The following is a 22,696-nucleotide window of genomic DNA, read 5'->3' as shown; positions in this document are numbered from 1 at the left end:
CGCACCTAATGCACTGTGGGAGTGAGCCTGCTCGCTCCCACAGGATTTTGATTCGCCGTGTTGATCGCCAGCAAAACCTCCAATCTTCGAGTCTGTATACTGCGCCCTCGTCTTGAACACTGAGGTCGTCGCATGCCATCCGTTATTTCCACCGACGTTCTGATTGTCGGCGCTGGTGTCGCCGGCCTCTGGCTGAATGCGCGCCTGCGCCGCCAGGGTTTTTCGACCGTGCTGGTGGAAAGCGCCAGCCTCGGCGGCGGGCAAAGCATGAAATCCCAAGGCATCATTCACGGCGGCGCCAAGTACGCATTGCATGGCGCAATCACCGGTGCCTCTGAGGCCATTGCCGACATGCCCCGTCGCTGGCGGGAAGCGCTGGCCGGTGACGGCGAGCTGGATCTGTCCGGCGTGCGCCTGTTATCGCAAGCCCATTATCTGTGGTCCCCCGGCACGATCGCCGGCAACCTCACCAGTTTCTTCGCCAGCAAAGCCGTGCGCGGCCGTGTCGATCAGGTCAAGGGCGAGCAATTGCCGCCCGCCCTGCAAGACAAGCGTTTCAAGGGCAAGGTCTATCGACTGGCCGAATTGGTGATCGACGTGCCGAGCCTGATCCAGCGCCTGGCCGATCTGGCGGGTGATGGCCTGCTCGCCGGTCAGAAGATCGAACCGCTGCTGGAGGCTGGTGTTCTGGTCGGCCTGAAAGTCGATGAGCGTGAAATTCGTGCGCAACGCATCGTCTTGAGCGCCGGTGGCGGGACTGCAGCGCTACTCGAAGCTTTGGGGTTGAGCCAACCCGCCATGCAACGTCGCCCGCTGCACATGATCATCGCCAAAGGCCCGAGCCTCAAGCCGCTGTATGCCCACTGCCTGGGTGGTGGCACCAAACCGCGCCTTACCATAACCACCCATCCGGCAGCCGATGGTCAGTGGGTCTGGTACATGGGCGGAGACATCGCCGAAAGCGAAGGTGTGGCTCGCGAGCCCGCCGAACAGATCGCCACCGCACAGAAAGAACTCGGCCAGTTGTTGCCCTGGATTGATCTGAGCACGGTGCAGTGGGCAACCTTGCGCGTGGATCGTGCCGAGCCGTTGCAATCGGGCCTGACCCGCCCCGACAACGCCTTCCTCGCCGAGGAAGGTCGATTGTTGGTCGGTTGGCCTACCAAGCTGGCATTGGCGCCGGACTTTGCCGACCGGGTGATCGCCAGCCTTGCACGCGACGGCATTCAACCGGGTCCGGTAGCGACGCTGCCGCCGCTGCCAAGGCCACCGATGGGCATTCCGGTCTGGGAGCAACTACTGCCATGAGCCAACCTACCCTGCACGACCTGCATCGCCCCCTGGGCAGCACCGGCCTGATGGTTTCTCCGCTGGGCCTGGGCACCGTGAAACTCGGCCGGGACCAAGGGGTGAAGTACCCCAACGGCTTCCAGATTCCGGACGATGACGAAGCGCGCATGCTGCTCAAGTTGACCCGGGACCTGGGCATCAACCTGATCGACACCGCCCCGGCCTATGGCCGCAGTGAAGAACGCCTCGGCCCGCTCTTGCGCGGCCAGCGTCAGGACTGGGTGATCGTCAGCAAGGTTGGCGAAGAGTTTGCCGACGGCCAATCGCGCCACGATTTCAGCGCTGCACATACCCGGCTCTCGGTTGAACGCAGCCTGCAACGCCTGGAAACAGATTTCATTGACCTGGTGCTGGTGCACTCCGATGGCAACGACCTGGCGATCCTCAACGATTGCGAAGTCTATGCAACCCTCGCCGCGCTCAAGGCCGAGGGCAAGATTCGCGGCTTCGGTTTTTCCGGCAAAACCGTCGAGGGTGGCTTGAAGGCGCTGGAGCAAGGCGATTGCGCAATGGTCACCTACAATCTGAACGAGCAAAACGAGAAAGCCGTGATTGACTATGCTGCTGCTCACGGCAAAGCCATTCTGGTCAAAAAAGCCCTCGCCAGTGGTCACGTTTGCCTGAGTCCCGGGGTGGACCCGGTGCGCGCCAGTTTCGAGTTGCTGTTTGAACATCCGGGGGTGGCCAGTGCTATTGTCGGAACGATCAACCCGCTGCACCTCGCCCACAACGTCGCGACCGTTGCCCAGGTCCTACGTAGCCACTGATGCCGCCCCACGCGGCCTAAAGCAGGAGCCGACATGCCGCGTACGCTCATTAGAAAGAATCCGAGCAACTTCAAGACCCTGCCGTTATTCGTCGAAGCGACTCCCGAAGGCCTGAGTTACCAGAGCGTCGGCAGGCCGCTGAACTTCTCCCAGACCCTGCAACGTCGCCGCCCGGTCACCGTCGCCGACAGCGAGCGCTTTGCCCTGGAACTGGCCAACCTCGGCGTTTCGGTGCGCCTGACGCTGCATTGGCAGAATCGCGATTACTGGGTACTGGTGCGTCAGCGTCGCCAGGATCGCGGGGACGTCGTGCTCAAGCTGATTTCCGGCTACGTGCCGGCCCACGAGCTGAACCTGCCGCTGCACACGGCGATCCAGGAGATTGCCGAAGAATGCCTGCTGGAAACCCCGGAAGGCTGGCTCGGTGGGCGCTTCAACGACACATGGTTGCCCGCGCCCTACTCGTCTGCTCTGCATTACCGCGAAGCCCTGCCGTTTCGCCTGTCGCCACTGTCCGGCTCGGCGCGGCCGGTGCGTTGCGCCAACCTGCAGCTGATTGAGCGGCCCCGGGCCTATGTGCACCTGCCGACGGCATCGTTGCAGTTGATCTATGATTTGCGCCTGGACGTGCCCAAGGAAGCCAAATCCCTGAGTCTGTTCCACGTCGACGAACGGCTGGAAGGCGATCAACTGGTGGCCCGACTGGATCGCAAGCGGCCCGATCTGTACTTGATGCCTTTGCAGGACGGCCACCCGTTGGCCGAGCTCTATACCTTGAAGAAGGATCAACTGTACCCGGCGAGCACGCGCGGGTTGTTTCTGGCCGAGAGCTTTGCCCGGCAGGAAGGCTGGTTGGTGAGGGATGAGCGCATTCGCTGGAAGGACTGGGTCCGCCAGCAAGGCTTGACGCCACCGGCGAAGGATTCAGGCCTGGCGCGACTGCGCGGGAAGGCCAAGCAACTGCTGAAGAAGATCGTACCGCGCAAGGCTGCACGATAGGCTGATCAGGACGCTGCCGTGGCGAGGGAGCTTGCTCCCGTTGGGTCGCGGAGCGACCCTAAAACCTGCAATCGAGTTGCACCAGGCAAATCGCATTCAATGGTTTTACGACCGCTTCGCAGTCGAACGGGAGCAAGCTCCCTCGCCACAGTGATCACGCGTTATTCGGACTTGCGGATTTTCTCGACAATGGCGGTAGTGGAGCTGTTTTCCACCAGCCCCAGCACTTTCACGGTGCCGCCGTAGGCAGTCACGATGTCCGCGCCCACCACCTGGTCAATCCCGTAATCCCCACCCTTGACCAACACGTCCGGCTTGACCTCGCGCAGGAGGTTTTCCGGGGTGCCTTCGGCGAAGCTGATCACCCAGTCCACCGCACCCAACCCGGCCAGCACGGCCATGCGTCGGTCGACACTGTTGATCGGACGACCCGGCCCTTTCAAGCGACTGACCGACGCATCGTCGTTGACCGCTACGATCAGGCGATCGCCTTGGGCGCGCGCCTGTTCGAGGTAAGTCACGTGGCCGGCATGCAGAATGTCGAAGCAACCGTTGGTGAACACGATCTTCTCGTTGTGCGCACGGGCGTCGTCGACGGCCAGCAGTAATTGCTCGAGCCCCAGCACACCGCGCTCCGAACCTTCTTCACGCTGGATGGCGCGACGCAGTTCCGGCGCACTGATCGCCGCCGTACCGAGCTTGCCGACCACGATGCCCGCGGCCAGGTTGGCCAGGCCCACCGCATGCGGCAGTTCCTCGCCGGCAGCAATCGCCGCCGCCAGGGTGGAAATCACCGTGTCGCCGGCGCCGGTCACGTCGAACACTTCACGGGCGCGAGCCGGCAGGTGCAGGGCCGGATGATCCGGGCGCAACAGGGTCATGCCGTGTTCGCCACGGGTCACCAGCAAGGCGCCAAGGTCCAGGTCGTGCATCAACTGCGCGCCCTTGCTCACCAGCTCGTGCTCATCGGCGCAACCGCCAACGATGGTTTCGAACTCGCTGAGGTTCGGTGTGATCAGACTCGCACCGCGATAGATCGAAAAATCCTTGCCCTTGGGGTCGGCCAGCACCGGAATGCCACGAGCACGAGCTGCCTGAATCAAGACTTGATGGTTTTTCAACGCACCCTTGCCGTAGTCGGAGAGCACCAGCACCTTGATGCCTTCGAGCAATTCGTCGACTTGCACCGACAACGCCAGCGAGTCGGTGGCGAACGGTTCTTCGAAGTCGATACGCAGCAATTGCTGGTGCCGACTCATGACCCGCAACTTGACGATGGTCGGTTGATGCGCGATGCGCTGGAACAACGCCCGCACACCTGCACCCTTGAGGCTATTGACCAGACTGTCGGCGGCTTCATCGTCGCCGGTCACGCCAACCAGCGAGGCTGGCGCGCCAAGGGCGGCAATGTTCAACGCAACGTTGGCGGCACCGCCGGGGCGGTCCTCGATGTGCTCGACCTTGACTACAGGTACTGGCGCCTCAGGGGAAATCCGTGAGGTACCACCATGCCAGTAACGGTCGAGCATGACATCGCCGACCACCAAGACAGGGGCTTGATCGAATCGCGGCATGGACAACTTCATGGAGCAACCCACATACAAAATGAACAGGGGCGCGATATTAACACAGGGTTGCCGCAGGCTTGTGCGACGGCTGCATCGGGATAAATTCGCGAGGGCAGGACTGTAGAGAGCAACGAGGCTGCGACCTCTTGATCTTTAAAAACAAAGTCAAAAGATCGCAGCCAGGGCAACGCCCTGCAAAAGACTATTTCAGGCGATGTCTTCAGCCGGCGCGTCCAGCCCCATCGCATGCAAACGCGAGTAGTAGCCGTTTTGCGCCAGCAGTTGAGCGTGGGTGCCGCGTTCGACGATCTGGCCCTGCTCCATCACCAGAATCAAATCGGCTTTTTCGATGGTCGACAGACGGTGAGCGATGACCAGCGTGGTGCGCCCTTTCATGACCTGGTCCAGTGCCGCCTGAATGTGGCGCTCGGACTCGGTGTCGAGGGCCGAAGTGGCCTCGTCGAGGATCAGCAATGGCGCGTTTTTCAACAGTGCCCGCGCAATCGCCAGACGCTGACGCTGCCCGCCGGACAGCAGCACGCCGTTTTCTCCGACCTGAGTATCGAGGCCTTCAGGCATCTGCGAGATGAAGTCCATCGCATAGGCATCCGTGGCAGCCTTTTCAATGTCTTCGCGCGGCGCGCCAGCCAGGTCGCCATAAGCGATGTTGTTGGCAATGGTGTCGTTGAACAGCGTCACGTGTTGGGTAACCTGCGCCACGTGCCGGCGCAGGTTGCGCAGGCGATAGTCTTCGATCTCAACGTCATCGAGCAGGATTTCGCCAATGTCGTGATGATAGAAACGCGGAATCAGGCTGGCCAGGGTCGACTTGCCGCTCCCTGAACGGCCGACCAGTGCAATCATCTGCCCCGGCGCCGCCGTGAAGTTGATGTTTTTCAGCACTTCACGGTCGGTTCCAGGGTAGGTGAAGCTGAGGTTGCGCACCTCCAGATGCCCGCTGACGCGGTCTCGCTCGACCGTGCCGCTGTCGACCTCGGGCTCGACGTCCAGTTGCTCGAAAATGCTTTCGGCACCGGCGACGCCTTTCTGGATGGTCGAACTGACCTCCGACAACTGGCGGATCGGCTTGGGCAGCAGGCCAGCGGCGGTAATGTAGGCCACCAGATCACCGGCGGTGGCATCACCGCGCAGGAACAGCACCAGGAACATCAACACAGCCATGGCGGTGTAGATCACCAGTTGCAACATCGGCGTGTAGACCGCGCCGGTCTTGGTCATGCGCAACTGCTTCTCGGTGTTGCCCTGGCTTGCGGCAGCGAAGCGACGCTCTTCATAAGTCTCGCCGCCGAAGCTGCGCACCACGCGATAACCCTGAATGGTTTCGGAAGCCACGTGGGTCACATCACCCATGGCCACCTGGATCTTCTTGCTCTGCTTGCGGAATTTTTTGCTGGCGCTACCCACCATCAAAGCAATCAACGGCAGGATCGCCAGCATCACCAGGGTCAGCTTCCAGTTCATCCACAGCAAATAGGCAAACAGGAAAACCACGGTCAGGCCTTCACGGATCACGACCTTGATCGCATCGGTGGCGGCACCGGTCACCATGGTCACGTTGAACGTGATGCGCGAGATCAGATGCCCGGAGTTGTGGGTGTCGAAATAGCGGTTGGGCAGCACCAGCAGCTTGTTGAACAGCTCGACGCGCAGGTCATGCACCAGCCCTAGCGATACCCTCGCCAGGTAGAAGTTACCGAGAAACGAACCGAGGCCTTGCCACGCCGCGATCAGGATGATCAACAACGGCACGGCCATCAGCAGCTGCAAATCCTTCAGGTAAGGGACTGTAGGGAACAGCACCGCTTCAGGGTTGCTCAGGCCATCGACGAAATATTTGAGAATCCCGGCCAGCATCGGCTGCGTGGAGGCAAAGATCACGAAGCCTACGATACTCAGCAGGAAGAGACCGATATAGGGTTTCACGTACCCCAACAGCCGAAGGTAGATTTTCAGGCTGGAATCCTGTCCCGCTTCAGGCGGTGCATCACTCATCGTAGGGCTCACTGGTTAAATGGAACGTGAAATTTTATCACAGGCGCCGGAGTTGGCCCGTGCCCATACCAGAACACTGGCCAGCCCCACGGGCAACCAGCTTATAAACCATTCGGGCCTCGGGGTCCCGGACAGGCTGGCGGCGTCAAATTGCATGGCCAGCGTCGAGAACACCCAGATGCCAATGATTCCCTTGGCATAAAGCGTCTCCCGGGCTTTCCAGGCCTCGTACAGCACCGCAAGCCAGATCGAACACCACAACAGCAACCCTGGCAGCCCCAATTCGAGAGCCACGTGGGTAAACAGGTTATGCGTATGATTGAAGTACTCACCTGAAGCAAACACTCGGTAGTCACCGCCAAGGCCGAGGCCAAGCCATGGGTGCTCACTGATCATCTGCAGACTGGCTATCAGGATTTGCGGACGATAAGACACTCCGCGCGCCACGACGAACGATTCGAAAAACCAGATCGCCATGACCGCCACGATCAATGCTGCCGCTGCGATGATGCGGCTACGTCGGTCACTGCTCCAAACCGGCATGGCAAGTATCGTGAAAAACAACGCCAGCCCGGCGCCACGGCTCTGGCTAAGCATCACGAATGCACAAAGCAGGGCCAGAGCAATCACCCAGAGCACCTGCAACTTGCCGCTGGCCGGAGGCCAGAAAGCCAGCCAGACCGCAGCCAGCCCAATGACATACCCGCCCAGGATCGGATGAGCCAATTCACCCAACCCCTCCAGGCGTGCGCTCCAATTGTTTCCATCCACTCCATAGAACTTGATGATGGCGATGAGCGCCGTCAGCGCCAACCCGAGCCCACCCCACTGCATGATGCGGATCACGCGATCAGGCTGGCCATTGGCAAATATCGGGAAGAACATCAGGAACACCACGATGTAGAGCAAACGCTTGGCCTCGCGAGCGAGGTCCGGAGCGTTCGTCCAGGCAAGACTGATCAGAGACCACACCAGAAGCCCGAGCATCGGCAGATAGACCCAGCGTTGCTGATGGAATAACTCCCGGAGCCGGGCTCGCGCGAACCATGAAAAAAACAGTGCCGGCAGCCAGACCGATGCGACCAAACCTTGTTGATAGATCTTGTTGGTAGGCGCGACGGCGATGGCCAACAGGAACCAAAGCAGACCTATCGTCATCCATACTTGCGCCCAGCGTTTTTCTTGCATCAAATTACCCCTGAGAAACGTCACCCACCCCGCCCGGCATGGTTAAAGCTGAAACTTTTCGGCATCATTGCCCGTCACAACGCCCGTCTTCCAACAAGGCTTTCTACGATGCAATGTTCTCGGCTTTCACAAGCTGCTCTAAATCAAATGATTGAAGGCGCCAGAGTACTGGAAGCCGACAGCTTTGGGCCGAAAGTCTACCTGTTGCAGAATGGGAATATTCTGAAACTGTTCCGCCGCAAGCGTATTTTTTCTTCTGCGCTGTTTCGTCCCTATTCCAAGCGATTCATCGACAACGCCGTAGAACTGCAAAAACTCGGTGTGCCGACTTTGCAGGTCCTGCAGTACTACCGACTGCAAGCGCCAGGCATGACGGCGGTGCTTTACCAGCCATTGCCAGGCGAGACCCTGCGCCAGATCGCCAACAAGGAAGGATTCACCTGGCCGCAGGCCTTGCCGGACCTGGTGGGCCTGATAAGAAGTCTCCATGAATCGGGAATTTATTTCCGCTCACTGCACCTGGGCAATATCGTGGTCACCCCCGATAACCGCATGGGCCTGATTGATGTGGCGGACATGCGCTTTCTGCGCGCACCGCTGTCCCGTCATCTAGTCAAGCGCAACCTGCAGCACTTCGCTCGCTATATTGCACGGGAAAACCTGAACGACAGCTTTCCGATGAAAGCCCTCGAACAGGCACTGCTCGCTTCATGAGAGCAATGCCCGGGAAGCCTGGCTGAAATCCCGCCAGGCCTGGTCCGGGGCAAGTGCACGATATTGCTCTGCGGCGATCGCTTGAGCGTTGGCACTGAACGCCCGGGCAATCGTGTCGCGCCAGGCAGCCACATCCTCGACGGGGGCATACCAGCCGGCATCGCCCAATTGTTCACGGAACACATCCAGTTCACTGGCGATTACCGGTACCCCGGCCATGACCGCCTCCTGCAGGATCAGCCCCAGGCCTTCGCTCAGCGACGGCATCGCCACCCAGTCGAATGCTCGATAGAGCTGCCCCACGTCACTCACATGACCCGGCAAAAAGACTTTGCCGCGCAACCCTGCCGCGTGGATTTTCGCTTCCAGTTCGGCACGGGCAACACCTTCGCCCACAATCACCAAGCGCAGATCCGGTCGTTCAAGCAATGCTGCCGCGAAAGCATCGATCAGACAGGCAAAACCTTTTCCCCCAACCAGCCGTCCCACGGCACCCAGCACCGAGGTGTTATCCACAGGCAAGCCCAACCGGGAACGCGCCTGTTCCCGGGTGAGCAGGGCAGAACGCCAGGCCGTGGGATCAAAAGCGCTGCGCAGTGTCGTGACTGGCCGTTGCAGGTCCTGGCTCAATGACGTCGCGAGGGTTTGCGACACAGCAACCACCGATAGCCGGGACGCCGGGAACCGCTGGAAGAGCGTTCGATCCGCTGCGTGAAGCCGCGTCGAACCATGGAAAACCACTACCGCACGCAAGTGCGGCATGGTCTCGATGCAGGGCAACAGTGCCCGGGCCACGCCCAGGCCATCAAGCAACAGTACGCGCGCATCGCTGGATTTGAGCGCACTCTGCAATTTGTAGTGCATCCAGGGCCGGGCCAGTCGCCAGATGTGTCGCCCTTTCAGTCGCGCAGAGGTCAGCCCCCACTCCCGCACCTTGCCGACCGCCACTCCACACTCCGAGGCATGCCCCTGAAGCAGCCAGGTTTCGATCGGTACAGAGGCCGGGACCTGGGACAATATCTGTTGGTGCACCTTGTGAGTCGAGGCAAACGGAGCGCCGCTGGCCCACATGACGTTAACAATGCTCATAGGGTGAAAAGCCGGGACAGGGAGTTCTTTAGAGAAGCCGTACGGCGCTCAGGGGATGAACCGACCACAACTTCACCATAGCAACCGCCAACAGGAACGCACGCTCGGTGTACCGATGCGATGTCGTTTTCCATGGATAACTGCACCTGATCCCTAAAGAAATGGAGGTCGCCAGCAATGCCAATGGCCGGGTAACACATCGTCAAATGCCTAACTTCAGACGGACTTTTTCCAGCAGGCTCAAGGGCGCGCGAACACGCAATGCCGGCTCGAGCTCCTCGACGATTCGCTGACCGATGCGTGCAAAACTGAACTGGCTGACCGCCAGTTCGCGACCGTTACGGGCAATGCGCTGAGCCAGTTCCGGGTCGCTGCGCAATAGCGCGAGCTTTTGCTGAAGTTGTGCGATGTTCTGGTAGAACACCACGTTTTGCATGTCCAGCAGACCCAGTGCCTGGCTTTCCGCCTCGCCCTGGTCATACGCCAGCAATACACAACCGCAAGCCATGGCCTCGAAGTTCTTGATCATGAATTCGCCCATGCCGACATCGGCACTGACGAAGTAGCGGATGCGGTTGAGGGTGTCGCGGTATTCCTCGCCGGATTTCGTGCGGGTGACCACCAAGGGTTCGACGCCCGCCAACTCATCGAGCAAGGCTTTGCGCCCGCTGTAGGCGACACTGTTGGTGCTGCCGACGAAGGCCAGTTCGATATCGCGCTCACGCCCTTGATCTTCAAGCTGGGTCTGGTCGTAGCCTTTGGGCACGAATACCGCATCGAACCCTTCGCTGCGCAACCTTTCGGTGACGACGAAACCTGAGCTGATGACTCGCGCCCAGGGCAGCTTGCGGTAATGTGCGCTGAACTTTCCCGTGTACTTGCAAGGAATGTAGTTCTGATAGGCGTCGTGTTCGAGGATCACCAGATTGGGGATCGTGCGGATAAATCCGACCTGGCGGATCTCCTGCTTGAAGCGCAGGAAAAACACGATCCGGTCATACTGCGCCACATCGACTTCGCGTCGAAAATAGCGGCGCAGGTTGCGCTGCTCATCGCTGCTCAGCCACCGCAGGTCGCACTCGCAATGGGCGGCCACGCCCTCGTACAGACGGTCCAGGATAGCCCGCTGATCTTTCTGCACCAGAAACAAAACTTTCATCGTCTTCCTTGCCGCAACAGGCAAACCGAGCAACCTCTGACATACCCCTGCTCGCAGCTGGGGCGCTTCTCGCACGCAATCCTACAAATGCCAGAACAGCTCATGGCGACGTACAGCCTTGCGAAAAAATTCGTTCTCACCGTAGGGCGAACCGCGGCGCCCGGCCAGCAACCGCTGCAATACCCGGCGCACCCGGCGCTTGAACGGGGCTGGCGGCTGCAAGTCATGCATCATTGCCAGCGCCATGGCCTTGTCGCGCTGCTGCGCCGGCGTGAGTAAAAGACAATAGGGATGCAGCAGCGAAGCAGCATCAAACACCGGTGGCAGCGCCACGCCGGTACCGCTATTGCCCATAGGCCAGCGATCGTTGTCATGCAAGTGATTGGCGTAACCCAGCAATGTCGGCTGCCAGTCGAGCCCTTGCAAGGCTTCAAGAACCGCGGTATGAGCGCAAATATGATCCGGATGCGGATCAAGTGTCGGATGCGGCAGCACGATGACTTGCGGTTGCGCGCGCAGCAGCAACTCTCGCAAGTCGGCCAGCAGGTTGTTCCAGGTCGGCGCGCCATCGACATCGCCCGGCAAGGCGAACGGGTTCAACTGGCGAAACACCCGGGTATCACTCAAATCCGCTTCGCGCGAGCCCGCCGGCTGAGCAGGCGAAGCCTGCATGGTCGCCAGTTGCAGGCAGAAATAACCCAATTGCACGCACCGGCTTTCGGCCACGCCAGCCCAACGCGGCACTGCAATGCTGTCCCAGGTTCGCAAACGGCCTTTGAGCCGCGAGGCCTGGACTTTGTCCAATCCCATCTGCTGGTAGTGTTCGGCTTCGATTTCACCGGCGGTGAGCGTGACGATCCAGGCTTCATCCGCCTGGCTGTACAAGCCATAGGCTGCCAGTTCCGCGTCATCGGCATGAGGCGCAATGACCATCACCCGTTGGCGACGGTAATCCGGATGTTCGATCGCCCACAGCACCGGCTCGCCGAGCAGGCGGCAAAAACGGCCGCGCAGGCGGAGCTCGCCTTGGGACAGGACCTGTGCCTGGCCACTGAGGTTGAGATAACGCAGGCCGTTTACACCGCGCTCGAAGGTCAGCCGATCCGGATTGTCACCACCAGCCAGTTCGACCACAGGATCAAGGAAACGCCCCAGCCAGGTGCTTTTGACCCGCAACGCCAGCACCAGCGTCGCGTCTTCGACCAACATGACGCCATCGTCCAACCGCAGGCGATCGCCATTGAGGTGGACTTTCGGTTGCGGCGTGTAGGGCGGGAAGCTGTACTGGTAATCGTCGTTGGGCGAATAGAACAGGTGGTCGGCGAACCACGCTTCATGGGCAATCCAGCCCAGGACTGCGAGCACCAGCGGCAGCCACCAGGCCACCAGCAGGCCCATGACAATCAACATTCCCAGCGCGATCAACAAGCCGATGCGTTTGTTGCGCCGATGGCGCTTGAGCAGTTGTTGTTTGCGGCTCATGGCTTGGCTCATACGGTGAAGACCGGAACAGGGTTGCACCAGCGATCCTTGTATTCCCGGTCGGCGCGACCGAAGGAAAAGCGCAAGGGCTTGTCCAGTGCCCGTGCATGCTCCCAGGCGCTTTGGGTATTGAGGAAGCTCAACACGCTGCCAGGGCTGAACTCGCGGGTTTCAGGGTCGACGCCACCATTGATGTACTCGACGCTGATCCACTGCGGCGTCTCGACGCGGTACACCAGCTGAATGGCAATCGGTGCATCGTTGAGGAAGATCACCGAGCCGATCAGCAACGCGCGCAACAACTCGATGACTTCAGCCATGCGCTCGGCGCCGGTCGCCGGAAAACCCCAGCGGCGCTGGAACAGGTCGCAATAAATGGCCGCCAGCTCGCTACTGGAAAAATCCGAAACCGGGCGTACCACACCGCCCGCCTCTTCCAGTAACCGGAGTTCCCGGCGCTGGTTGTAGCGAAATTTCTTCGACAGTTCTTCGGGAGCGCGGGCCATGGCCAATTGTTCGGCCTGCAACTTGATGCCGGTGAAACGGCTTTCGTTCAGTGCCGAAAGGTAACGCCCGCGATGGCGCAGAGGCGCTTGGGCATCGGCCGCAGCCGGCAGGATGATCTCGGCGTTGCCAAGGTCGAACAGGCCTTTTTTACCGCTGCGCTTGAGCACATCCTTGGACAAGGCAAGATCGCGCCCCCAGGTCGGGATCGCCGCTTTCACCTCGCCCTCATGCTCCCAGGCCAGATAACGCACCGGAATACCAGCCAACTGCGCCAACCGTTCAACCACCATAGGGTGAGTCGCGACGCTGCCGCCATAACGTTGCCAGACCTCGGCATAGATCGAGGCATCGGCTACCGACCAGCCACGTTCGCGCCAGCCTTGAAATCTGTTGAGCATCAGCCCCTCGGTGCCAGTTCGATAACGTGTGGCAAATGCCAGAAAGCATCCTGCACCGCGCGGTCGGAAAAGCGCTCGCGCAAGCGGTCCAGCATCAGCTCGGCACACTGAAGACGTTGTTGATCGTCCATCGCGGCAAGGTGTTTCAACCCTTGCGCCAGATGTTCGGCATCGCCCAGCGGGAACAGAATGCCGACACCTTCGACCACCTCCTTCGCCCCGCCACAAGCGGTGGCGAGCAACGGTACACCAGCGGCCATGGCCTCAAGCAGCACCATGCCGAAAGGTTCGTGATCGGAACTCAAGGCAAAAACATCGAAGGCACGAAAATAACGTCGGGCTTCAGGCACCTGGCCGAGGAACAACACGCGGTCGCCAATCCCCAGTTCACGAGCCTGCGCCTTGAGATCCTGCTCCAGACGCCCGCTGCCGAGAATCACCAGCTGACTGTTGGCGGGTAGCCCTGGCAGCGCTGCGGCAAAGCCCTCAAGCAACGTGGCCTGATCTTTATCCGGGTGCAATCGACCGACGTTGCCGACGATCCAGGCATCCGCCGACAACCCCAGGATCTCCCGTGCCTCACGCGCGCAAACCTGGCTGGCCTGCAACGCCGGCACATCGATGCGGTTATAAAGTGTCTGGATGCGCGTCGCCGGCCACTTCGGCAGGCAGCGGCGCATGTCATCGCGCACGGCATCGGAAACCCCGAGCAGGCTCAGGCGCTTGCGGAAAACATGAGCGAACAGCTTGCGCGTGCCGCGCTTGTAATCATCAAACGCGTGGTGCACGCCGATCACCGGCAACGAAGTGCCCAGCAAGGCGATGTAGATGGGTTTGAAGCGGTGGGCGATGCAGAAACTGAAATTGCGCGATGCGGCGATCTTGCGCAGATCGCCAATGGCGCCCAGCTTCAGGCCACGAATGGCTCTGGAGCTGTATTCCATGAACAACACTTCATCAGAGGCGCATCCCGCGGCGACTTCGGCGTCGGCGACCCCGGTGAGAAACACCGTGGTCACGCGATAACCGGTCCCCGCGAACAGGCTGGCGTACTGCCGGGCGCAGTCCAGAAACGGCCCGTCATAGCCGTGGCAGAACTGCAACACATGGCGTTCAGCCGAGCGTGTCATATGCGTTCGCGCCCTCTTTGACCACCAGGATGTCTTCCATGATCAGATACTGTAGATCGGAACCGAAGAACATGTTCAAGGCGTCCGTCGGCGAGCAGATCATCGGCTCACCGCGACGGTTGAGCGAGGTGTTGAGCGACACGCCGTTGCCGGTGAGTACTTCCAGCGCTTTCATCATGTCGTAGTAGCGCGGGTTGTATTCGCGCTTGAGCACTTGGGCACGGGAAGTGCCGTCTTCGTGGACCACTTCCGGCACGCGGGTTTTCCACTCTTCAGCCACTTCGAAGGTGAAGGTCATGAACGGCGCCGGGTGATCGATCTTGATCATCTGTGGCGCGACGGTGTCGAGCATCGACGGGCAGAAAGGCCTCCAGCGCTCGCGGAACTTGATCTGGTGGTTGATGCGATCGGCCACGCCCGGCACGCTCGGGCAACCAATGATCGAACGACCGCCCAGTGCACGCGGACCAAACTCCATGCGGCCCTGGAACCAGGCCACCGGGTTGCCGTCGACCATGATTTTGGCGATCTGCTCCGGCATGTTGTCGAGCTTGCGCCACGCAGGTTTGTTCTGATGGCGGGCGCAGGCGGCGATCACATCTTCATTGCTGTAAGACGGGCCGAGGTAGACGTGTTCCATCTTCTCGACCGGAACGCCGCGGGCGTGGGACACATAAGCCGCAGCGCCGACGGCAGTACCGGCATCGCCGGACGCAGGCTGGACGAACAGCTCTTTGATGTCGTCGCGGGCGATGATTTTCTGGTTCAGCTTGACGTTCAAGGCACAGCCGCCAGCGAACGCCAGCTTGCCGGTTTCCTTGAGTACGTCGCCCAGGTAGTGATCGATCATCTGCAACGCCAGCTTCTCGAACAGCGCTTGCATGCTGGCGGCGTAGTGGATGTATGGCTCGTCGGCGATGTCGCCTTCGCGCTTCGGACCCAGCCACTCGATCAGCTTCGGCGAGAAGTAGAAACCCTTGCCCTTCTCTTTATAGCGACGCAGGCCGATGACGTTGGCGTAATCGGTGTTGATCACCAGCTCGCCGTTTTCGAAAGAGGCCAGGCGCGAAAAGTCGTACTTGCTGGCGTCGCCATACGGCGCCATGCCCATGACCTTGAACTCGCCGTCGAGCATCTCGAAACCGAGGAACTCGGTGATTGCGCCGTACAGGCCGCCGAGGGAGTCAGGATCGAAGAATTCCTTGATCTTGTGGATCTTGCCGTTTTCGCCGTAACCGAAGAACGTCGTGGCGTACTCACCCTTGCCGTCGATCCCGAGAATCGCGGTTTTCTCTTTGAAACCGGAGCAGTGGTAGGCACTGGAGGCGTGAGCCAGATGGTGTTCGACCGGCTCGATCTTGATTTTTTTCGGATCGAAACCCAGTTGCTCGAGGCACCAGACGATCTTGTTGCGATAGCGCTTGTAGCGACGGTTGCCCATCAGGATTGCATCGAGGGCGCGGTCCGGCGCGTACCAGTAACGCTTGGCGTAGTGCCAGCGAGCCTTGCCGAACAGGCTGATCGGGGCGAACGGAATGGCCACCACATCAACGTCGGAAGGTTTGATACCGGCCTGTTCCAGGCAGAATTTCGCCGATTCATAAGGCATGCGGTTCTTTGCATGTTTATCGCGCACGAAGCGCTCTTCTTCAGCCGCCGCGACCAGCTTGCCGTCGATGTACAGGGCTGCGGAAGGATCATGGCTAAGGGCGCCGGACAGGCCAAGAATCGTCAATGCCACAGGGGTCTAGCCTCTTTAGTCTGCGTGCAGGCGCAATGCGCCTCAAAAATTTATGTGCCCTCGCAAGGGGCGAGAGACAGCTAAAGGGCGGGATTATAGCGTAAAAGCTGCGGCAAACCTCTAGCGGCAACCGGCAAGCCTTTTCGGAAGTCGACTTGCCGCTGTTTAACCGCGCACGGGTCGCCAATAGATCTGGATATTGCCGTCCACGCTTTGCCGGTAAATCGTGTAGGGCAAGACAACGGTGTCCAGAGCGCCGGACAACGTCAGGTCCAGCAGAATGAATGGCACGAGGAAGCCCGTGGGATCGGGTGGCGCATTCAATACGCAGAAATCATGGGCGAGACCGCTGTAGACCCGCGGTATCGACTGGCAATAGGTTTTTTGCTTTCGCAACCCTTGCGCGGCGTCGGCATCGTCCTGAAGCACCGTCGCAGCGGTCCCGCATCCCGCCAATGCCAGCGAAATCGCGCCTGAAGCAGCTGCCATTCTTATTGTCAAAGTCCGCCCTCCGCAAATGTCAGGGCAAACTAGCATCGGGCCGATCCGGGCCACAGTTCATGGCTTCCGAAGATCGCGTAGGACGGTTCACAAGAACTTGTCCCTGATCTTATTTGGCTGGTCCGATCCCATCGCGGGCAAGCCCGCGACAGGACCGAAGGCCCGATTCAGGAAACGCTGGCGATGTCTTTGGGCAGACGCCGATCGATGACTTGATAAAGCGCGCTACTGTCCGGCCAATTGCGCATGAACCGCGCGCGATCCCGTGCATACGCCGGTGCGAAACTGGCGAGGGAGCCATGCTGGCACATCGAGTCGAGATCGATCAGTGCCCAGCGATCCTGCTGCCAGAACAGGTTGTGGCCCTTGAAGTCACCATGGCTGATGCGCTCGCGAATCAGCTCGGCGAACAAGTGATCCAGCGCTGCCAGCTCGGACTCCGGCGCATCACCACTTTCCACATAGGGCGCAAAGCGCTCGATGATGTCCGGCCCCGACAGATGCTCGGTGATGAGGTAGGCGCGACCACGCAACCCGAGGAAGCGCTTTTCCAATAGCGCCAGCGGCTTGGGCGTGGCGATGCCGAGGAACGCCAGGCGATTGCCTTCGCGCCAGGAGTGCCACGCCCGGCTCGGGCGCCAGAAACGCTTGAGCCAGTGCGCAAAGCCCTTGATGTTGTAGCGCTTGATCACCAGCGTGCGACCATTGACCTGGACTTTGCCGACACTCGCCGCGCCGCCGGTCTTGTACAGATGCCCTTGGTCAAGCAACTCATCGGCCCGCTCCAGCACCGGCAGCATGGCCGCTTCTTCCTCGCGGCGAATCGCCCGCAAGCCGAACGCCCCGCGCTGCACGCTGAACAGTGTGCATTCACGGCCGACTTTGTTCAGAAAATCCTTGAGGCGCCAGTTGCGGACTTTGTCGATCTGCTTCTGTAGCGCTTCCATGGGCAAGGCATGTTCGCCATTGCTCAGCAGGTAGTAGACCAGCAACTCTTCGGTGAACGGCTGCAACGATTGTGGCAACTGGGCAAAGAACACCCCGAGATTTTCCAGGACCTTTTGCCGCGACAACGGCTGGCCAGGCGTTTCGCTGCAGATTCCGGCGCCGTCGATCAGATAGAGCCGACGGCCCTGGCGCAGCAGATTGTCCAGATGCAGATCTTCCTGCCACAGGCCTTTGCGATGCATTTGGCCAATGGCACCCAAGGCTTCGGCCAAAACCGCTGATTGCTCGTCGGCCAACACGGGCAAGCTTTCAACTCGCTGCCACGCATCGCCGAGGCTTTCAGCGCCTTCCAGAAACTCGAACAACAGCCAGCCGCCCTCGCCTTCCTTAAGGCCGTCGGCCAACAGCAGCGGCGTGGTCAAGCCTTGGGCAGCGAGCATACGCACGCCGTCCAGTTCCCGTTGAAAATGCCGTGCAGCCTTGCTGCCGACCAGCAATTTGGCCAGCACCGGCCGGCCACGCCAGACACCGGCGCCCACGTAACGCTGCCCCGGCAACACTCGCAGCAGGCTCAGTAGCTGCAAATCGGCCGGACCGGCCGCGTCGGCCAGGGAAAGAGTCAACGGCAGCGTCGGACTGCGGCCAGCGCTTTTCAGTTCGGACAAACGCATCAAGCTTTCCCCTTATGGCTGCGCCGGGCAGTCAGACGTGTCAGCCAGCTGTCGATCAGCGAACTGTCCTGAGCCTGATCCAGATAGGCGGCCAGAAGCACCCGCAACTGCGCTTCGCTCCACTCGGGTGCTCGACGCAGTAATGGCTCCAGATCCTTGACCCGGTCCCGTTGGCCGAACAGCAGTGGCCGAGTCTTTTCCAGGTCAATCAACTGCGCTTGATAGCCGTCGCCGTTGGCGCGCAGGAAAATGTGCTTGGGATAGAAGCAGCCGTGCACCTGACGCCTGCCATGCAGGCGCTGCGCCAGACGGCCGCAGGCTTGCAGAATGGCCACGTGTTGCGCCTCGCCGAGCTCTGACCAGCGGCGCAGCAGCGAATCCAGATCATCCCAGCCGTCCAGTGCCCGGGTCAGCAGCACAGCGCGGACTTCGCCATCAACTTTGCGCTCGCCGAAAAACGCCGCTTTCAGCGCCGGAATGCCGAGTTTTTCATAACGGCTGATGTTGCGAAATTCACGGGCAAAACTCGGCTCACCGAACGGCGCGTGCAAAGTGCGCATCTGATAGTTGCTCTGGCGCTTGAGATAGAAGCCATGACCTTCCAGGTCCAGTCGAAACACGCTGCTCCAGCCACCGCGAAGGGTGTTGGGTTCGTCCACCGCCTCGAGTTGCCGGGACCACAGCGCATCGAACGTGCCGAGGCCATGGCGTTCGAGCAGCGCACGGTCTTCAGCGGCCAGAAAATCAGTCATTCGCGTCCCTCGAAAAATCTCACCACGTGCCGGATGCGTTTTTTATCGGCGGCATTGAGCCGTTCCCGTTGCCGGTATTGCAGGTAAAAGCGCAGACGCTGAGTGGCCGACAGCTGATATTTGGCGACCTTGTCCAGGCACGCCAGGTCCTTGGTGATGCGGTACTTGAGCCAGAAACCGCTCCAGAAATCACCATTGGGACAGTCAATGAGAAACAGCTGGGGCTGATCGTCGACCAGCAGGTTGCGCCATTTCAGATCGTTGTGGGTAAAACAATGCTCGTGCATGGTCCGGGTGTAGCTGGCCAGCTGGCGGCTGATGGTATCGACCCACGCGCGGTCCGCGAGCTTGGGGTCGTGCCGTTCGGCCAGAGCCGAGAGGTCTTCGGTATGCGGCAGTTCGCGGGTGATCATCGCCCCGCGATCGTAAGCCATGCCGCGACGCTCCAGCCCCCAGGCCACCACCTCGGCGGTGGGAATGCCCCACTTGGCGAAGCGCTTGAGGTTCTGCCACTCCATTTTCACCCGAGGCTTGCCCAGATAACGGCGCAACCCCTTGCCTGCGCCCACGTAGCGTTTGACGTAATAGTTGACGCCCTTGCGCTGGACGCGGATGACTTCCGACAGCGGATCACGGGTCAATCGCTCGCCTTGAAGCGCAAACACCGCTTCGAGGCTGCCGAAGTCCTCTGCCAGATCGCTGTACTCAGGCTCCAGTGTCCAACCCGCCATCAGAGCGCATCCCCGTATCGCTGTTTGCGGTCGTAGAGTTTGTTGGCCTTGCCCTCGAGCCAACTGAGCAGCCCGGCTTCTTCGCTGAGAATCTGCCGCAGCGGTTGCTGGAAATAACCCTTGAGGAACCGCAGCTTGTCGCGACGGGTCAGGCCGATATCCAGAGCGGAAAAATACAGCGCCGCCAGATCCTTGTTGCGCCAGCGGGCAGTGATCCTCGGACGCGTCTGGGCGCGGTGCAGGTCGATTACCGACAGTTTGAAGTCATCGGCCGTCACCGGCTTGTCGGTGTGCAGCAGGAAGTGGCAGATGTAGCAGTCGCGGTGGTTGACCCCGGCGCGGTGCATCATCCCGGTCATGCGTGCCACTTCGGCGATCAGCGCGCGCTTGAGTTTCGGCTCGGGCGGCTGCTTGATCCAGTTGAGGCTGAAGTCTTCGAGACTGACCGTCGGCGCCAGCTCTTCAGTGACGATGAACGAGTGCTGGTCGGCCGGATTGCTGCCTTTCTCACCATAAGCGACGGCGGTCATGGTCGGCACGCCGACTTCCTGCAAGCGCTGGATCGCCTTCCACTCCTGGCCTGCACCGAGTACCGGCAGTTTGGCGGTGAGCAGGTTCTTGAAGATCTCGCCCCAGCCAATGCCGCGGTGGATCTTTACGAAAAACCCGTTGCCGTTCACTTCAGTGCGCAGGGTCCGGCGCGCTTCAAGCTCGCGGTATACCTCGCCCTGCAATCCCTCGACTTCGGCGAACGGATCGCGTCCGGCCCAGAGGCTTTTGAACGGTTCAGCCAGCATCAACTTCATTTAGCGTGCTCCGCCAGAATCACATCGGCCGCGTGCTGCGGCATGCTGTAGAGATCAGCCGTCTCGGCAAACGCCAAACCGTTGCGGCTCCAGGCCGCCCGTGCTTGGGCGTCGTTGAGCATGCCGGTCAGGTATTGCGTCAGCTGTGCTTGCTCGAAGGGTTCGTCCAGCACCAGGCCAGCATCGGCTTCGGCAATGTAATGGGCGTAACCGCACACCGCACTGACCAGCACAGGCAACCCGGCCACCAGCGCTTCAAGCAGCACGGTACCGGTGTTTTCGTTATAGGCCGGATGGATCAACAGATCGGCCCCCAACAGGAAACGCGGAATATCGCTGCGGCCCTTGAGGAACGTCACGTTGTCACCCAGCCCCAACGTCGCACTCTGCATCTGGAACAATTTGGGGTCGTCCTGGCCGATTACAAACAGCCGGGTGCGTTTCTTCAGATCAGCGGGCAATGCCGCGAGCGCCTTGAGGCTGCGATCAACCCCCTTGGTCTTGAACCCGGAGCCAATCTGCACCAGCAACAGTTCATCGTCCTTGAGGTTGAATTCGGCCCGGAAGCCGGCGCGAATTTCGTCGGCATCGGCTGGGCGGCGACGATCCTGGGCAATGCCTGGCGGCAGCAGATGAAAACGCTCCAGCGGCGTGTCGTAATGCTTGATGAACAGCGGCTGCTGGACTTCGGAGATCATCAACACTTCAGTCTTCGCGTCTTTGGCAAACACCGCGCGCTCATATTCGGCGAAGTGGCGATAGCGGCCCCAGCGACGATACAGCGAGTTACGCAGGTTCTGCGCTTTGTCTTCGAAGCAGCCGTCAGCGGCGTAATACACATCCAGCCCCGGCATCTTGTTGAAGCCGATCAGACGATCAACCGGGCGTTTGGCCAGGTCCGCTTCCATCCATTCACTGAGCTTTTCGTTGCGACGATGGTTGAAGAATGCCTTGACTGGCGCCACCAGCACTTCAAAACCCGGCGGCACGTCGCCTTCCCAAATCAGCGTGTAGACGCGAATCTGGTGCCCGCGTTTTTGACACTCCAGGGCGATGCGCATGAAATCGCGCTGCAAGCCACCAAAGGGAAAGTACTTGTACAGGACAAATGCCAATTGCATCAGCGCAGCTCCTCAGCCAGTAGCAACGTGCTCAGTCGGCTGGCGACCCGCTCGGGATTCAGGCGCGTGAAGCACAAGGGCCACTCGCGCTCAAGGTCGAACTGACGGGCATCTTCGGCCGTCGGTTGATAGGTGCATTTCTTTTGCAGGCAGGGAGCGCAGGGGAAATCGCTGGCCAGGTGGATCTGCGATTTGCCGTAGGCGCCGGTCAGGCCCGGGTTGGTCGGACCGAAGAGCGACAGGGTCGGCACATCCAGTGCAGCGGCCAAATGACCAAGACCGGTGTCGACCGCCACACACGCCTGAGCCCCGGCCAACACCTTGCCGACGCCGGCCAGGTTCAGCTTGGGCAGCACTTCGGCGTGCTTGAAACCGGCAGCGATGCGTTCGGCGCGCGCCTTCTCCACCGCGTTGCCCCAAGGCAGTTTCACCCCGACACCGAGATAACCGACACGCTCGGTCAGCTCGCGCCAATAGGCTTCAGGCCAGTGCTTGGTGTCCCAGGTCGTGCCATGCAGGAACAGTACGTAGGGATTCTTGCGCGGCAATTCCACCAGGCGTTCGACGCTCAGGCCATAGTCGCCCAAGCCCTTGGGCAGGTCGTAGCCCAGGGCGATGGCGAACAATTGACGCACTCGCTCCACCGCGTGCTGGCCACGGGCAACCGCCAGACGTCGATCATAGAAACGCGCGGCCATCGGCTCGCGGGCCGACGACTTGTCCAGGCCGGCCACCGGGGCTTTGACATAGCGAGTCAGCCAGGCGCTCTTCAGCAAGCCCTGGGCATCAATGACCAAATCGTATTTCGTGGCGCGCAGGCTTTGCTTGAAACGCTTCCACTCGCCGCTCTTGATGGTTTGCCAGAGGTTTTTGCGCCAGCGCCGGATTGCCACCGGGATCACCTTGCCCACCGCCGGATGCCAGGTGGGGATTTCGGCGAAGCCTTCTTCCACCACCCAGTCGAACTTGATGCCGGGGATCGCCCGCGCAGCATCGGTCAGCGCTGGCAACGCATGAATCACGTCGCCCAGCGATGACGTCTTGATCAGCAGTACCCGCAA

The 22,696-nt window shown here is 60.5% G+C and carries 20 protein-coding genes; 4 read left to right on the top strand and 16 right to left on the bottom strand.

Features of this window, described 5'->3' with window-relative positions:
• Positions 1–132 precede the first annotated feature (132 nt).
• Genes D8U69_RS07560 through D8U69_RS07550 form a run of 3 tightly spaced genes read left to right on the top strand, consistent with a single transcriptional unit; the run spans position 133 to position 3,116 of the window.
• Complete coding sequence (locus D8U69_RS07560) at positions 133–1,308, top strand: FAD-dependent oxidoreductase (protein WP_130907031.1); 1,176 nt, start codon at positions 133–135, stop codon at positions 1,306–1,308.
• On the top strand, positions 1,305–2,117 hold the full coding sequence (locus tag D8U69_RS07555; RefSeq protein WP_056852338.1) for an aldo/keto reductase: 813 nt from the start codon (positions 1,305–1,307) through the stop codon (positions 2,115–2,117). Before D8U69_RS07560 ends, D8U69_RS07555 begins: the two co-directional genes overlap by 4 nt.
• 33 nt (positions 2,118–2,150) lie before the next feature.
• Positions 2,151–3,116 carry a hypothetical protein gene (locus tag D8U69_RS07550; protein ID WP_056852337.1) on the top strand — a complete coding sequence of 322 codons (966 nt, stop codon included), beginning with the start codon at positions 2,151–2,153 and terminating at the stop codon, positions 3,114–3,116.
• Between the two features lie 161 nt (positions 3,117–3,277).
• Here the strand turns inward: D8U69_RS07550 and hldE are convergent, their stop codons facing one another.
• From hldE to D8U69_RS07535, 3 genes are all read right to left on the bottom strand, one after another.
• Positions 3,278–4,702 (bottom strand): bifunctional D-glycero-beta-D-manno-heptose-7-phosphate kinase/D-glycero-beta-D-manno-heptose 1-phosphate adenylyltransferase HldE, encoded by a 1,425-nt coding sequence (gene hldE / locus D8U69_RS07545; protein WP_046819873.1) that lies wholly within the window; start codon positions 4,700–4,702, stop codon positions 3,278–3,280.
• Between the two features lie 189 nt (positions 4,703–4,891).
• The gene (gene msbA, locus D8U69_RS07540; protein WP_056852336.1) at positions 4,892–6,697 is read right to left on the bottom strand and encodes a lipid A export permease/ATP-binding protein MsbA; all 1,806 of its coding nucleotides are present in this window, start codon (positions 6,695–6,697) and stop codon (positions 4,892–4,894) included.
• Between the two features lie 15 nt (positions 6,698–6,712).
• Positions 6,713–7,885 (bottom strand): O-antigen ligase family protein, encoded by a 1,173-nt coding sequence (locus D8U69_RS07535; protein WP_130907030.1) that lies wholly within the window; start codon positions 7,883–7,885, stop codon positions 6,713–6,715.
• A gap of 108 nt (positions 7,886–7,993) precedes the next feature.
• On the opposite strand from D8U69_RS07535, the gene D8U69_RS07530 reads away from it, so the two are divergent.
• Complete coding sequence (locus tag D8U69_RS07530) at positions 7,994–8,599, top strand: serine/threonine-protein kinase (RefSeq protein ID WP_056852334.1); 606 nt, start codon at positions 7,994–7,996, stop codon at positions 8,597–8,599.
• On the opposite strand, the gene D8U69_RS07525 is transcribed toward D8U69_RS07530, so the two are convergent.
• The 13 genes from D8U69_RS07525 to waaC form a co-directional block, all read right to left on the bottom strand.
• Positions 8,594–9,688 (bottom strand): glycosyltransferase, encoded by a 1,095-nt coding sequence (locus D8U69_RS07525; RefSeq protein ID WP_130907029.1) that lies wholly within the window; start codon positions 9,686–9,688, stop codon positions 8,594–8,596. The two genes, D8U69_RS07530 and D8U69_RS07525, sit on opposite strands and share 6 nt — an antisense overlap.
• 202 nt (positions 9,689–9,890) lie before the next feature.
• Positions 9,891–10,847, bottom strand: a complete 957-nt coding sequence (locus tag D8U69_RS07520) for a glycosyltransferase (RefSeq protein WP_056852332.1) — start codon at positions 10,845–10,847, stop codon at positions 9,891–9,893.
• 81 nt (positions 10,848–10,928) lie between these two features.
• Positions 10,929–12,329 carry a PIG-L family deacetylase gene (locus D8U69_RS07515; protein WP_130907028.1) on the bottom strand — a complete coding sequence of 467 codons (1,401 nt, stop codon included), beginning with the start codon at positions 12,327–12,329 and terminating at the stop codon, positions 10,929–10,931.
• An 8-nt stretch (positions 12,330–12,337) separates the two neighbouring features.
• Positions 12,338–13,234 carry an antimicrobial resistance protein Mig-14 gene (locus D8U69_RS07510; protein ID WP_130907027.1) on the bottom strand — a complete coding sequence of 299 codons (897 nt, stop codon included), beginning with the start codon at positions 13,232–13,234 and terminating at the stop codon, positions 12,338–12,340.
• Positions 13,234–14,364, bottom strand: a complete 1,131-nt coding sequence (locus tag D8U69_RS07505) for a glycosyltransferase (RefSeq protein WP_056852330.1) — start codon at positions 14,362–14,364, stop codon at positions 13,234–13,236. The genes D8U69_RS07510 and D8U69_RS07505 overlap by 1 nt, the downstream gene beginning before the upstream one ends.
• Entirely contained in the window at positions 14,348–16,105 is a 1,758-nt protein-coding gene (locus tag D8U69_RS07500) for a carbamoyltransferase (RefSeq protein WP_130903947.1), read from the bottom strand. Before D8U69_RS07500 ends, D8U69_RS07505 begins: the two co-directional genes overlap by 17 nt.
• 165 nt (positions 16,106–16,270) lie before the next feature.
• Positions 16,271–16,606: a YceK/YidQ family lipoprotein gene (locus tag D8U69_RS07495; protein WP_056852546.1), complete on the bottom strand. Its 336-nt coding sequence runs from the start codon at positions 16,604–16,606 to the stop codon at positions 16,271–16,273.
• 167 nt (positions 16,607–16,773) lie between these two features.
• Positions 16,774–18,225, bottom strand: a complete 1,452-nt coding sequence (locus D8U69_RS07490) for a lipopolysaccharide kinase InaA family protein (protein ID WP_130907026.1) — start codon at positions 18,223–18,225, stop codon at positions 16,774–16,776.
• Positions 18,225–18,977 carry a lipopolysaccharide kinase InaA family protein gene (locus D8U69_RS07485; protein WP_130903945.1) on the bottom strand — a complete coding sequence of 251 codons (753 nt, stop codon included), beginning with the start codon at positions 18,975–18,977 and terminating at the stop codon, positions 18,225–18,227. Before D8U69_RS07485 ends, D8U69_RS07490 begins: the two co-directional genes overlap by 1 nt.
• Positions 18,974–19,708 (bottom strand): lipopolysaccharide kinase InaA family protein, encoded by a 735-nt coding sequence (locus D8U69_RS07480; protein ID WP_056852326.1) that lies wholly within the window; start codon positions 19,706–19,708, stop codon positions 18,974–18,976. The genes D8U69_RS07485 and D8U69_RS07480 overlap by 4 nt, the downstream gene beginning before the upstream one ends.
• Positions 19,708–20,514 (bottom strand): lipopolysaccharide core heptose(I) kinase RfaP, encoded by an 807-nt coding sequence (rfaP, locus tag D8U69_RS07475; protein ID WP_130903944.1) that lies wholly within the window; start codon positions 20,512–20,514, stop codon positions 19,708–19,710. The genes D8U69_RS07480 and rfaP overlap by 1 nt, the downstream gene beginning before the upstream one ends.
• Entirely contained in the window at positions 20,511–21,635 is a 1,125-nt protein-coding gene (locus tag D8U69_RS07470; protein ID WP_056852324.1) for a glycosyltransferase family 4 protein, read from the bottom strand. Before D8U69_RS07470 ends, rfaP begins: the two co-directional genes overlap by 4 nt.
• Positions 21,635–22,696, bottom strand: coding sequence for a lipopolysaccharide heptosyltransferase I (gene waaC, locus D8U69_RS07465; RefSeq protein WP_056852323.1), 1,062 nt, complete (start codon positions 22,694–22,696; stop codon positions 21,635–21,637). The genes D8U69_RS07470 and waaC overlap by 1 nt, the downstream gene beginning before the upstream one ends.

The organism is Pseudomonas sp. Sample_16 (genome assembly GCF_004307665.1).
In the GTDB taxonomy this organism is placed as follows: Bacteria; Pseudomonadota; Gammaproteobacteria; order Pseudomonadales; family Pseudomonadaceae; genus Aquipseudomonas.
The sequence above is the reverse complement of the archived record's forward strand: the minus strand, read 5'-3'. Positions and strand labels throughout refer to the sequence as shown.

What these genes read in the sequence shown, in the direction of transcription:
- D8U69_RS07560 (WP_130907031.1), top strand. Translation starts at nt 133, where the DNA reads ATGCCATCCGTTATTTCCACCGACGTTCTGATTGTCGGCGCTGGTGTC.
- D8U69_RS07555 (WP_056852338.1), top strand. Translation starts at nt 1,305, where the DNA reads ATGAGCCAACCTACCCTGCACGACCTGCATCGCCCCCTGGGCAGCACC.
- D8U69_RS07550 (WP_056852337.1), top strand. Translation starts at nt 2,151, where the DNA reads ATGCCGCGTACGCTCATTAGAAAGAATCCGAGCAACTTCAAGACCCTG.
- hldE (WP_046819873.1), bottom strand. Translation starts at nt 4,702, where the DNA reads ATGAAGTTGTCCATGCCGCGATTCGATCAAGCCCCTGTCTTGGTGGTC.
- msbA (WP_056852336.1), bottom strand. Translation starts at nt 6,697, where the DNA reads ATGAGTGATGCACCGCCTGAAGCGGGACAGGATTCCAGCCTGAAAATC.
- D8U69_RS07535 (WP_130907030.1), bottom strand. Translation starts at nt 7,885, where the DNA reads ATGCAAGAAAAACGCTGGGCGCAAGTATGGATGACGATAGGTCTGCTT.
- D8U69_RS07530 (WP_056852334.1), top strand. Translation starts at nt 7,994, where the DNA reads ATGCAATGTTCTCGGCTTTCACAAGCTGCTCTAAATCAAATGATTGAA.
- D8U69_RS07525 (WP_130907029.1), bottom strand. Translation starts at nt 9,688, where the DNA reads ATGAGCATTGTTAACGTCATGTGGGCCAGCGGCGCTCCGTTTGCCTCG.
- D8U69_RS07520 (WP_056852332.1), bottom strand. Translation starts at nt 10,847, where the DNA reads ATGAAAGTTTTGTTTCTGGTGCAGAAAGATCAGCGGGCTATCCTGGAC.
- D8U69_RS07515 (WP_130907028.1), bottom strand. Translation starts at nt 12,329, where the DNA reads ATGAGCCGCAAACAACAACTGCTCAAGCGCCATCGGCGCAACAAACGC.
- D8U69_RS07510 (WP_130907027.1), bottom strand. Translation starts at nt 13,234, where the DNA reads ATGCTCAACAGATTTCAAGGCTGGCGCGAACGTGGCTGGTCGGTAGCC.
- D8U69_RS07505 (WP_056852330.1), bottom strand. Translation starts at nt 14,364, where the DNA reads ATGACACGCTCGGCTGAACGCCATGTGTTGCAGTTCTGCCACGGCTAT.
- D8U69_RS07490 (WP_130907026.1), bottom strand. Translation starts at nt 18,225, where the DNA reads ATGCGTTTGTCCGAACTGAAAAGCGCTGGCCGCAGTCCGACGCTGCCG.
- D8U69_RS07485 (WP_130903945.1), bottom strand. Translation starts at nt 18,977, where the DNA reads ATGACTGATTTTCTGGCCGCTGAAGACCGTGCGCTGCTCGAACGCCAT.
- D8U69_RS07480 (WP_056852326.1), bottom strand. Translation starts at nt 19,708, where the DNA reads ATGGCGGGTTGGACACTGGAGCCTGAGTACAGCGATCTGGCAGAGGAC.
- rfaP (WP_130903944.1), bottom strand. Translation starts at nt 20,514, where the DNA reads ATGAAGTTGATGCTGGCTGAACCGTTCAAAAGCCTCTGGGCCGGACGC.
- D8U69_RS07470 (WP_056852324.1), bottom strand. Translation starts at nt 21,635, where the DNA reads ATGCAATTGGCATTTGTCCTGTACAAGTACTTTCCCTTTGGTGGCTTG.